The sequence below is a fragment of the Brevibacillus sp. BC25 genome (genome assembly GCF_000282075.1).
Classification (GTDB): domain Bacteria; phylum Bacillota; class Bacilli; order Brevibacillales; family Brevibacillaceae; genus Brevibacillus.
Map to the genome: position 1 here is coordinate 21,297 of NZ_AKIX01000037.1, position 11,109 is coordinate 32,405.

The window sequence follows — 11,109 nt, forward strand, 5'->3', positions numbered from 1 at the left end:
CTTTTGATAAAGGAGGAGCGGGATGGCAGCCTTTTTAATTAGACGTCTACTACATAGTGTTTTTGTCGTTCTTGCTATTACTCTTGTCATTTTTGTCCTGGTGCGAATGACTGGTGACCCAGTCTCGATCATGTTTCAAGCAGGTGAGCCTACCAAAGAGGCAATTACTGAGCTTCGGAAAAATCTCGGTCTAGACGAGCCCGTTTATGTACAGTTCGGGCTTTATTTAAAAGATATGTTTACCGGTAACTTTGGCACCTCTTTCCGAACGGGTGAGAGCGTGATCGACATGATGAAGGAGAAGATGGGAGCAACTTTGCTGCTTGCTTTCGGGGGAATGTTTGTCGCCCTGTTGATTGCGATTCCAGTAGGTATCATTTCCGCTGTTTACAGAGGCAGCGTAGCTGACTTTTTCGGACGCATTTTTTCATTGCTAGGAATCTCTTTTCCTAACTTTTGGTTAGGGATTATGTTAATCATCATATTTGCCGTTAAGCTGGGCTGGTTTCCTGCTTCTGGTTATGAAGGTCTGGAGTATTTGGTTCTGCCTTCCGTTGCACTCGGACTCATCTTGTCAGGAATTTTGGCTCGATTAGTTCGCTCTTCCATGCTGGAGGTAATGAATCAGCAATATATCAATACGGCCCGTTCCAAAGGGATCAAGGAATGGCTTGTCATCATCAAGCATGGCTTACGAAACGCATTAATCCCAACGGTAACCTTTATTGGATTGCAATTTGGAACGTTGTTGGGCGGTACCGTGATTATTGAGCAAGTTTTTTCATGGCCAGGTATCGGGCGTATGCTGATTGATGCGATATCGCAACGTGACTTTCCAGTGATTCAAGGCTCTGTGATTATCTTGTCTTTTTTGATGATCTTCGTGAACCTGTTGGTTGATATCAGTTATGGCTTTATTGATCCACGTATTAGGCAGGGAGGAGGAAAAAGCGAATGACGACAGCGACAGTTACAAACAATCAGACCAATCCACCAATCAAAAAACGTGGAAAATGGAGCAAGATGGGCAGAAGATTCGTTCGAAATCCGTGGGCAATGACGGGGATGTTCTTGCTTATGCTTACCGTCGTATCCGCACTTTTTGCACCGGTAATTGCGCCATCCACTCCTGATAAAGCTGATTTGCGTGCACGGTTGGTTGCTCCCTCGTGGATGGACGATACGGGGAAATCCGAGTATTTGCTAGGTACGGATCAGGTAGGACGTGACCTACTGAGCCGAATCATTTACGGAGCGCGAATATCGTTATTGGTTGGTGTCGTATCCGTACTGATTTCCTTAGTTATCGGGGTGATTCTGGGCCTCATCGCAGGCTTTTACGGGCGCTGGGTAGATGATCTGTTAATGCGCTTGGCAGATGTGCAGCTGGCATTCCCTTTCATTTTATTTGCGATTATCGTCATGACGGTCTTTGGGGCAGGTCTATGGAAGCTCATACTTGTTCTGGGGATCAGTAACTGGGTAGGCTTTGCGCGACTGGTTCGAGGCCAGGTCATGAGTGTAAAAGAAATGGAATACGTCCAGGCTGCCAAAGCAATCGGGGCTACGAATTTGCGGATCATCAGAAAACATGTCCTGCCAAACGTTTCTTCTTCGATCATCGTATTGGCAACGTTAAATGTAGCCACCAATATTTTGTTGGAAGCATCGTTGACGTTTATTGGATTGGGTGTAGACCCTTCGATTCCTACATGGGGCGGCATGCTGGCAGACGGTCGCAACTATCTGGAGACGGCATGGTGGGTTGCTACTTTCCCTGGCATCGCCATTATGATTACGGTGTTTGGAATTAACCTGCTGGGCGATTGGTTGCGTGATGAGCTAGATCCAAATCTGCGCGTGTAAGGGGGCTAACCAATGAGAGGGCTAGGTGATATTTTTACAACGAAAGGGTTAGTTGCGGACCGAAACAATGACGGTGTAGCTGATTCATTGTCTGTTTCCTTCTGTTTTCAAACGGGAATCGTCGTAGAAGGATTCATTGATTTTTGTGCCCGATTAGGCCTTGAAACAAGTGAGCTGGATCTGCCTACCATTCGTATGGAAGATTCACCGATGGTAGCTAGCAGCACGAAAAGTGGTGAGTGGCTTTGCACAGTATGTATCGAGCCATCCTGCGACGTGGATGATGCGTCCTGCACTCTCGATCGAGGGAACAATCGAATTGCTTTCGCTGGTGGAAGCGAGGAGAGTCTTAGCCGATTACTGCGCTGGATGGCGGCATATTGGACAGATTCAGCACCTGCAACGACTTCACTCGGCGACATTGAAAGGATTCGTTGTTCTTTACATGAAGTTCAACTATATGTTTGTGCGGATGCTTCACCTGTCTGTCAAATGGCTATACCCCAGTATGCGCAGATGAACTCGCATGAGGGAAGTCCTATCGTAGAGAGACCAACTCCACTTGATAGTCTGGCAGAGCTTTGGACAACGGCAGGGTTCTATCAAGCAGGGCGTACGGATTTAACGAGTCGGACAGATGTATTTTTTACAGGGATCCATACTGCAGAGGCGGTTATGTCTGCCGCACGCTTTGCAGCTCGGATTGGTCTAGCCTCGACCGGGATACATTTCCCGCTCACAGGAGAAGCAAATCGGATTGCGGAGCTCACTTTTTCCTTACACATGAATTGTGAAGCACCTCTAGCAAGTGGAGTGGTCGAAGTAATCCCAGACCCTAAAGAAAAGACAACAAGAGTCATTCAGCTTTCAGGGGGAGGACAAGCGATTGTTGCGGCGCTTGATTATTTCGGGACTGCCACTTCGCACCGACTCGGGGGGACTTTTGGTGCATGGGAAGAATCAGACGAGCCAAAAGAGAAGGAATTCCCCTTATTTATAGAGAAAACTTGGAAAGACCAGGGCGAACGAAATGAGATAGAACAGTTGTTTCATGAGCAGTTGATCGCGATTGTTAGTCAAAAGGAGACGGCCGGGTGCTTATCTTCTCCGCTTGCGGTCACCGCGTTTTTGTCAGAACCAAAAGAGATTCGACGTGCGCTGGAGCGATGCTGGAAGAGCGCAATCACGGAGCTGCTTCCGGATAACGATAGTACGGTACATATTCACTCTGCTTTTAAACCAGGTTTGTGCTGGATTAAAGAAACGATTTTGCCGTCTCTTGTACGTACAGGGGAACGAGTAGAACGAATTTTGATCTCTTTCCAACGAGAAGAAAGAGAAGGCGGGATGGAGCTTTCTCATCGATGGCTTCAAGAATTATATCCGGTTGATCAGTTGTTGGAAAAAGAATTGGGATTGTCCTTGTCGCAAGTATCATTCGTGATGGATGAGAACCTACCGACTACTTACCAAGTCGAGGCTTGGGGAGTCGGGCTTGCGCACTTAGGTACATGGGATTTGGATGTACCTGTATCCACAGTGCCGTATGCCGACGAGCAAAGTCGAGCTTATCCAACTACGTCAGGACTCTTCTTCTCCTATGGAACAACAAAAGAACAATTCTTGGTTCCTACGGATCGAGAGAAGTTTTGGCAATTCTATACGCAGCAATTTTTACCTGAGTTGACGGAAGAATTGTTATGTAAACAAAATGAGCCGTATCAAGGAAACATTCCGCTCTTTCATTCGATAGAGGTAATCGTCACTATGAGTGAACAAGAAGAACGGCTAGACATAGACGAAGAAACAATATCGTCGTTAGAAGCGTTGCATGAAGATATTTATTTTTATACGCTGGACTACTATGCGTATTTGGGTGAAAGAAAAACGGGAGTGGCGTGGAGTTCTCCTGGGGCGGTACGACCATTTGTAAAGGTCAAACCAGCAAGCTCTCCAGTGGCAACCATTCGCGTAAAAGAATATAAAGAAGAACAAGCTTTCTCTATTAAAACGACTCATTTATACTTCGAGGCAGAGCAATCTGCTCCTGTAAAAGCACGCATCCTGAGAACGAACGAAAAGAGTACCAGCATCGAAGAACGGACGCTTCCTTATCTACTCCGAAACCATCATCCAGATATGGGCGAATGGGCAGAGCTGGCTACACATCCGTCTGTACATATGTGGGAAGTAGAGAAATCGTTTGAAGGACGGCCGATTTTTGCAGTGGAGGTAACAGCACCCCAGATTTCCAAATACGTATCAACTCACAAGCTATCTCTGTATAAACCAACCATTTTGCTCGAAACCGGACACCATCCAAACGAGGTTTCCAGTATGCCTGCTGCACGTGAGCTGGTGGCAGAGCTCATAACCAAAAAAATGGATTGGCTTACTCGTTTCAATCTGGTCGTGATTCCATTTGCCAATCCGGATGGGGTCGCACTTCATCAAGAGCTCGTCAAAGATAATCCATTTTGGAAGCATCATGCTGCCCGTTATAATGCTGTTGGATTAGAATATACCAATCACCGTTTTCAGCCGAGTGTTTTTGGCGAATCGCGGGTAGTTCCCCAACTGTTTTATCGCTGGTTGCCGGATGTGATCATTGATGATCACGGAATCCCTTCGCATGAATGGACACAACCATTCGCAGGGTATAATAGCCCGCCGAGATTCCCTGTATCTTATTGGATGCCGATCTCACTCTTTTACGGAATTGGCCGCGAGATGGAGCGATCTGACTATCCTCATCATGCTGTCGCTCTTGATACGATTCAAAAGGCAGCCGAGGAAGGGATGAGACATCATCCGCGTCTGTGGAACAAAAATAAACGCTTTATCGAGCGCTACATTCGGTATGGACATAACTGGGAGCCCGCCATTTTCCCATTGCCTACTGATCAAGATTTCTTGTTTTATCGTTGGCCTACAAAGCCGAACAGAACCTCTCCTTCCTTACTCTCTCGTTTTCCTGAATGGGTGACGCTTGATTTAATAACGGAAGCGGCTGATGAGACGGTCGCGGGAGGAGCATTGCGAGATTGCATAGAAACACATAAGGTTTTTAATCGTGCTGTCATGAAGTGTGTGGCATCCAGCCCGCGGCGTGTTTCGCGACAGTACGGACAAGCCCATATTCGACTCTCACGAATGAGACCGATGCGGATCGGAGGAGGCAATCATGAAGACCATTTTAGTAACAGGGTTTGATCCTTTTGGTGGAGAAACGGTTAACCCTGCTTGGGAATCGGTAAAAGAGCTGGGAAAAATCGAGTCTGATTTGTATAAAGTAGAGCTACGCCAAATTCCTACAGTTTTTGAAAAGTCTATTGAACATCTGTACGCAGCGATAGAAGAAACGAATCCCGACATCGTGTTATGTATTGGTCAAGCAGGTGGACGAGGAGATATTGCGGTTGAGCGTGTAGCGATTAACGTCAATGATGCTCGAATCCCGGATAATGAAGGAAATCAGCCGATTGATACACCGATTAGGGAAAACGGTCCTACTGGCTACTGGTCTACATTGCCAATCAAAGCGATTGTACATGAGTTAAAACAACAAGGAATTCCGGCTTCCATATCGCAGACGGCGGGTACATATGTGTGCAACCATCTTTTTTATGGATTGATGCATTACCTTGCTGAGAAAAAAGCTTCCGTACGCGGAGGGTTCATCCATATCCCTTATTTGCCTGAACAGGCAGTAAGGCAAGCAGGGCAGCCAAGCATGGCGTTAGAAACAATTGTAAAAGGCTTGCTATTGGCAATCGAGACGACCATATCTAATGATCGGGATATTGTCATGGAAGGCGGACAAATTAGCTGAGCAGGAGGAGGAAACCTCCTCCCTTCCATTCATGTGGCAGTGCCGATATTCGAAAATGGAGGGAAAAACGTTGCCTAGATATGAATTCTCTCCTCTTGGGGACTCGGGTGTCATGGTCAAACTAGGAGAGGTTATCGATCAACAGACCCATGAGAAGGTCATCCTATTCTCTGAATACCTACAGGAGCATCCTTTCCCCGGGATGATCGAATCTGTACCTGGCTTTACGACTGTTACAGTCTATTACGATCCGATTACTCTTTTCGATCCACTCGATGATATTTTGCCATACGATCGTGCCGTTGCTATTCTTGAGCAAATGTCGCAGCAAATCTCCAACACTCACTCTAAAGAGTACAGACTGGTAGAAATCCCGGTTTGTTATGGTGGGAGCTTTGGGCCAGATATGGAGGTAGTCGCCAAACAAAATGGTCTTAGTATAGAGGAAGTGATTTCGATCCATTCGACAACAGAGTACCTGGTGTACATGATCGGATTTGCTCCCGGCTTTCCGTATCTCGGTGGAATGGATGAGCGACTGGCCACGCCGCGACGTTCCTCGCCACGACTATCTATTCCGAAGGGTAGTGTAGGGATCGGAGGATTGCAAACAGGTATTTATTCGATGGAGAGCCCAGGTGGGTGGCAAATTATCGGAAGAACACCACTGAGCTTATTTCAGGCAGGTGAAAGTTCTCCAAGTCTCTTGTGCGCTGGTGATAAAGTTCGCTTCCGTCCCATCTCCGAGCGGGAATACGATTACGGGGAGAAGGTGTACTAAGTGAGTATAGAGGTGATTACGCCAGGACTTTGCACGACCGTTCAAGATACAGGTAGATTTGGCTTTCAGCAGTATGGGGTCAGTGTCAGTGGGGGGATGGACAAGCAAGCTGTACAGATTGCGAACATGTTAGTTGGCAATCAACAAACGGATGCGGTTCTGGAGCTGACGATTAGAGGTCCAAGCTTATTGTTTCAGAAGGACATGCTAATAGCCATTTGTGGTGGTGACTTCAAAGTCACGATTAATGATAGATCCGTCTTGCCCAATCGAGCAGTCTGGATCAGGAGTGGAAGCATCTTGAAGTTTGGCCTGGCCAAGGAAGGCTGTCGCGCCTATCTCGCAGTCGCAGGCGGATGGGATGTGCCACTTGTGATGGGAAGTCGTAGTACGAATCTCCGTGGAAGCTTCGGAGGCTTTGCGGGTAGAATGCTTGCGGCAGGAGATAAGTTAGTTCAAAGCTCTCCAGGTTCATTCAGCCAATTTCTCGCTAACCAATTGGAAAAAAAGGCAGGAGCAGCTCCCTTCTACCAAGCGAATTGGTTTATTCCTTCTCGTACGCTTGTAAAAAATGGAGAAGCGGTTGTGCGGGTGATACGAGGCGAGCAATTCGAAGATTTTTCGGAAGAGAGTCGTCAAAGCTTTTTCGAACAAACCTTTCAAGTGTCTACTCAATCAGACAGGATGGGGTATCGTTTAACAGGACCGGCGCTCGAACTTACGCAGTCAATGGAACTGATCTCGGCTGCGGTCACCATTGGTACGATACAGGTTCCGCCAAACGGTCAACCTATTATCCTGATGGCAGACAGACAAACCATTGGCGGTTATCCGAAGATAGGCTATGTGCCAACGATAGATTTGCCGATCGTCGCCCAGTTGCGGCCAGGCGAAAAGATTCACTTTCAAGAAATTTCTCTGCGTGATGCTCAAAAGGCGCTTTTCGAGAGGGATTCATTGATGAAGGCGATCAAGCTTGGTATCGAAGTAACCGTGGGATGGAGGTAAAAAGATGAAAATAGTAGATCTAAACTGTGATATGGGAGAGAGCTTTGGCGCCTATCAGTTGGGCAACGATCAAGAAATTTTGTCCTCTATCACCTCTGCAAATGTGGCATGTGGTTTCCATGCTGGCGATCCTGCGACGATGAGGAAAACGGTGCAAATGGCTTTGGAGGCAGGTGTGGCAATCGGTGCCCATCCCGGATTCGCTGATTTGGTCGGCTTCGGTCGCCGCAACATGGAGATTTCCCCTGAAGAGGCGTACGATTTAGTCGTGTACCAAATCGGGGCCCTGCAAGCGTTTGTACGGGCAGAAGGTGGCGTCATGCATCATGTGAAGCCTCATGGAGCCTTGTACAATATGGCAGCTACAAGATCCGCTCTGGCCGAGTCTATCGCGTTGGCCATCTACAAAGTAAATCCGGAACTGGTGTTGTATGGCTTGGCCGGAAGCGAGTTGACGCGTGCAGGGGAAAAAATCGGTCTTGCTACGGCGCACGAAGTGTTTGCCGACCGTACGTATCAGCAGGATGGCACACTGACACCGCGCAGTCAGCCGAATGCGATGATTACGGACCAACAGCAATCCCTTCAACAAGTCATTCGTATGGTAAGCGAGGGACTCGTCCTGACCCAGCAAGGCGTGGACATCCCAATTCAGGCCGATTCCATTTGTATTCACGGCGACGGTGCCCATGCGCTGGAATTCGCGCAGAGCATCCGAGCAGCTTTGTCAGGAGCAGGCATTACAATCGCAGCACGATTTGCTCGATAGACATCTATCGGGCTTTTTCTGTTTCCGCCCCGGGAGTCTGGTATCCTGTGGTACTTCGCTTTTTCCCCCAGAGGAGGAAGAGCAAGAACAGCAGCGGGATATAGACATAAATGAAAACGATGCTAACTTTCCCGTAAAAATCGAGTGCCAAGAGCAAAGGAGTCGTACCTTCGATCAGATAGGAACCCATTGCCAAAGAGACTAGGAGAAGCAAAAGGGCCCGGATTTGACTGATGCCAAATATCTGTTTCATTCCACGGGTAACCCCCCATAGATTGAGACAGATGTTTGGCAAAATCACGAAGAGCCAAAGTGATATCACAATGAACTCCAGTCGCTGCAAAATCGGAATTTCGACGATTTTGAGCATGGTCAAGGTCGGCCAAATAATCTTATCCAGTTCACCATGGCTAAACATGAGGAATGTTACGATAGCGACGGCTACATACAGGAGCGTGCTGAAAAGAACGCCAGCGTGGGCCCATTTTTGCGAGTGAGCCGCTCGTTTGATAAATGGGTAGTAGAAGAACAGTATTTCAAAGCCCATATAATTGATGACAGCGTCTTTGGCAGACGCGAATAAGGAGGGGAGGTTATGCGAAAACATCGGGAACAAGTTATTCGGGTGAGCGTACTCGAATGGGAATAGAAACAAAGGAAGCATCAAAATCGCCGGAATCACCACACCGAAAAAGCAGACGCCCGTAACCGTGCGAAAACCACCAGCGACAATGTACAGAATGAGGAGCAAGATAATCAGCGTCGTGCTCCAGGTATGCATGAGAGGGAAAATAAATTGCTTCACAATACTGACGTAAGAACGCAAGATGAGAAAAGCAGCCATCCAGACGTAGATCAATACGACTAAGCTCATCAACTTGCCTAGCCATTTTCCAAAGCAGAGCTCGTGAATGGAGAACAAATCATGGCTGCCCGCATTCAACATGGAATAGAGCATCCAAACAATGAGATGGATGCTTGCCCCTGCAAGTAGAAGGGAGATCCAGGCATCGTATCCAGCATGGGCTACGATTGTCCGTTGAAACCCTAATATCCCGACCCCCACGATATTGGCATGCACGAGAAAGAATACAAAAAAAGGTGAAACCATAGCGCTTTCCCGAATGGAAGTACTCACCTGATCCCTCCTGGTTATTCGTTACTCCCCTGTCTGCTCCAGCTTGATTGAGGCCGTCACGGCGATTTTCATCTCTGGATAAATCTTTTTGAAGTGCGAGTAGTTCCATGAAGCGCTTCGACTACGAACCAAATCCCCAAATCCAACCGGATCAACTTCAAGCTTCTGTAAATGCTTCACAAAGCTCGTCGCCTCCTTTTGCAGGTACGAGGAAAGTTCTTTTTCCATTTGATATAGGACTTGTGGATTGGATAATTGCAGCCACTTCGAATAATCTTTGATTTGCCCATTTACCGTGAGCTTTACCATAATGCTGGGGACAGGCTCTGCCGTATTGATAGTGAATGCGGCATGGGAATGAAGATTTTTCAACAGTCCGGATTCTTTTCGATTGTTTATCGTCACTTCAAATGGAATTTGACCACTCTTGGCTTTTTCGACCATGATTTTTAACAAAAAGCTCTCTTTCGAATTGATGCGATGCACGAATTTGTCATCTCGAAAAAGCGCGAGACCATCCAGCTTCACTCTGTCATTATGCATCACGAAATAGGGAAGGTAAGGATCACGGCCCTCGCCGTATAAATTGAACAAGAAAATATGCAGGTTGGTCTTGGGCAAATTCAGCGTTTTGATATTTTGAGCGACACTATCGGAGATGAAAAAAGGAACTTGCATATGGCGCATGCCTTTCAAAATCGTCAATGCTTTTGGTTCCCCCACAGCGAGTTGAAGGCGAAAACCGATAGCGGGATCGCGGCAAAGCGTATGTACCAGCGTTTCCACTCCGTTTTTGGCATAATTCCGCCCGACAACGACGGAGCGCAATTGCCCTAGCTCCACTTGAGAAGGGGTGAGGGCGTTAAAATCAGGGAGGATCGTAAATAAATTCGAACTTCTTGTTTCCAACAGCTCTACCTGAGTCTTTTCCTTTCCGTATATGTGAGTGATGGCTGCCCCTTTTATTTTTTGGTCTTCGAGATCGAGACCCAGTGAATGAATCAGTTGTACTTCGCTGACAATTCGAGTTGAAGAGCAGCCAGCCATGATCCATATCAATAACACTAGTATCCATTTCCTCTTTGCAACCATGGTTTCCTCGATGGCTCCTTCATCTATTCATCAATGTCTCTTTTCTGAGTGGCCTTGTCAGGATCGTATCTCCACTGCGAGATGACGCGCATAACAGCAGACCTTTTAGCCGTTTTGCTGTAGGAAGAGCGAATGAAGCTGTCCGCGAAGCTGCGTCTGCGAAAAGGGTAAAGCGGAGCCAGGTAAGGTGTTCCTAACGATTTAAGCTGAAGAAGATGAGTCAGCATGAACATGAGACCGATGGCAATCCCAAGCCCGCCCCAAATTCCAGACAAAATAATAAGCGGAAAACGCAGGAAACGAATCGTATTTGACATTTTGTAAATGGGGGTGGTGAAAGAGGCAAGCGCCGACAGAGCAACGATGATCAGCAATATATTACTGGTCAAGGCTGCTTCTACAGATGCTTGACCAATGACGATTCCACCCACGATTCCAAGAGTCTGTCCGACTTTGGTCGGGAGCCTTGCACCTGCTTCTCGTAAGAACTCGATCGTCAGCTCCAAGAAAAGTACCTCTAAAACGGGGGGAAACGGGACGTATTTCCTCGATAAAATAATCGGAGCCAGCATGTCTTGCGGAATCATTTCCAAATGAAAAGTGAGAACCGCCGTATAGGCAGG

At 47.3% G+C, this 11,109-nt stretch carries 10 protein-coding genes; 7 read left to right on the top strand and 3 right to left on the bottom strand.

What is annotated here, in order from left to right:
* Window positions 1-22: 22 nt before the first annotated feature.
* The 7 genes from nikB to PMI05_RS10565 are packed head-to-tail and all read left to right on the top strand — an operon-like array spanning window position 23 to window position 8,256.
* Window positions 23-958, top strand: coding sequence for a nickel ABC transporter permease (gene nikB, locus PMI05_RS10535; protein WP_007721001.1), 936 nt, complete (start codon window positions 23-25; stop codon window positions 956-958).
* Window positions 955-1,866 carry an ABC transporter permease gene (locus tag PMI05_RS10540; protein WP_007721002.1) on the top strand — a complete coding sequence of 304 codons (912 nt, stop codon included), beginning with the start codon at window positions 955-957 and terminating at the stop codon, window positions 1,864-1,866. The genes nikB and PMI05_RS10540 overlap by 4 nt, the downstream gene beginning before the upstream one ends.
* A 12-nt stretch (window positions 1,867-1,878) precedes the next feature.
* On the top strand, window positions 1,879-5,079 hold the full coding sequence (locus PMI05_RS10545) for a M14 family metallopeptidase (protein ID WP_007721003.1): 3,201 nt from the start codon (window positions 1,879-1,881) through the stop codon (window positions 5,077-5,079).
* On the top strand, window positions 5,051-5,698 hold the full coding sequence (gene pcp, locus PMI05_RS10550) for a pyroglutamyl-peptidase I (RefSeq protein ID WP_007721004.1): 648 nt from the start codon (window positions 5,051-5,053) through the stop codon (window positions 5,696-5,698). Before PMI05_RS10545 ends, pcp begins: the two co-directional genes overlap by 29 nt.
* Before the next feature lie 31 nt (window positions 5,699-5,729).
* The gene (pxpB, locus tag PMI05_RS10555; RefSeq protein WP_039960581.1) at window positions 5,730-6,479 is read left to right on the top strand and encodes a 5-oxoprolinase subunit PxpB; all 750 of its coding nucleotides are present in this window, start codon (window positions 5,730-5,732) and stop codon (window positions 6,477-6,479) included.
* Window positions 6,480-7,487, top strand: a complete 1,008-nt coding sequence (locus PMI05_RS10560; RefSeq protein ID WP_007721008.1) for a biotin-dependent carboxyltransferase family protein — start codon at window positions 6,480-6,482, stop codon at window positions 7,485-7,487.
* Window positions 7,488-7,491: 4 nt separating this feature from the next.
* A complete protein-coding gene (locus tag PMI05_RS10565; protein ID WP_007721010.1) occupies window positions 7,492-8,256 on the top strand; it encodes a LamB/YcsF family protein in 765 nt (254 codons plus the stop codon).
* A gap of 4 nt (window positions 8,257-8,260) precedes the next feature.
* On the opposite strand, the gene PMI05_RS10570 is transcribed toward PMI05_RS10565, so the two are convergent.
* The 3 genes from PMI05_RS10570 to PMI05_RS10580 all read right to left on the bottom strand — a co-directional run.
* Window positions 8,261-9,394, bottom strand: a complete 1,134-nt coding sequence (locus PMI05_RS10570) for a GerAB/ArcD/ProY family transporter (protein ID WP_007721012.1) — start codon at window positions 9,392-9,394, stop codon at window positions 8,261-8,263.
* A 21-nt stretch (window positions 9,395-9,415) separates the two neighbouring features.
* Window positions 9,416-10,459 carry a Ger(x)C family spore germination protein gene (locus tag PMI05_RS10575; RefSeq protein WP_238543279.1) on the bottom strand — a complete coding sequence of 348 codons (1,044 nt, stop codon included), beginning with the start codon at window positions 10,457-10,459 and terminating at the stop codon, window positions 9,416-9,418.
* A gap of 50 nt (window positions 10,460-10,509) precedes the next feature.
* A partial coding sequence (locus PMI05_RS10580; protein ID WP_007721017.1) for a spore germination protein occupies window positions 10,510-11,109 on the bottom strand: 600 nt, incomplete at its 5' end.

What these genes read in the sequence shown, in the direction of transcription:
- PMI05_RS10565 (WP_007721010.1), top strand. Translation starts at nt 7,492, where the DNA reads ATGAAAATAGTAGATCTAAACTGTGATATGGGAGAGAGCTTTGGCGCC.
- PMI05_RS10545 (WP_007721003.1), top strand. Translation starts at nt 1,879, where the DNA reads ATGAGAGGGCTAGGTGATATTTTTACAACGAAAGGGTTAGTTGCGGAC.
- pcp (WP_007721004.1), top strand. Translation starts at nt 5,051, where the DNA reads ATGAAGACCATTTTAGTAACAGGGTTTGATCCTTTTGGTGGAGAAACG.
- nikB (WP_007721001.1), top strand. Translation starts at nt 23, where the DNA reads ATGGCAGCCTTTTTAATTAGACGTCTACTACATAGTGTTTTTGTCGTT.
- PMI05_RS10540 (WP_007721002.1), top strand. Translation starts at nt 955, where the DNA reads ATGACGACAGCGACAGTTACAAACAATCAGACCAATCCACCAATCAAA.
- pxpB (WP_039960581.1), top strand. Translation starts at nt 5,730, where the DNA reads ATGTGGCAGTGCCGATATTCGAAAATGGAGGGAAAAACGTTGCCTAGA.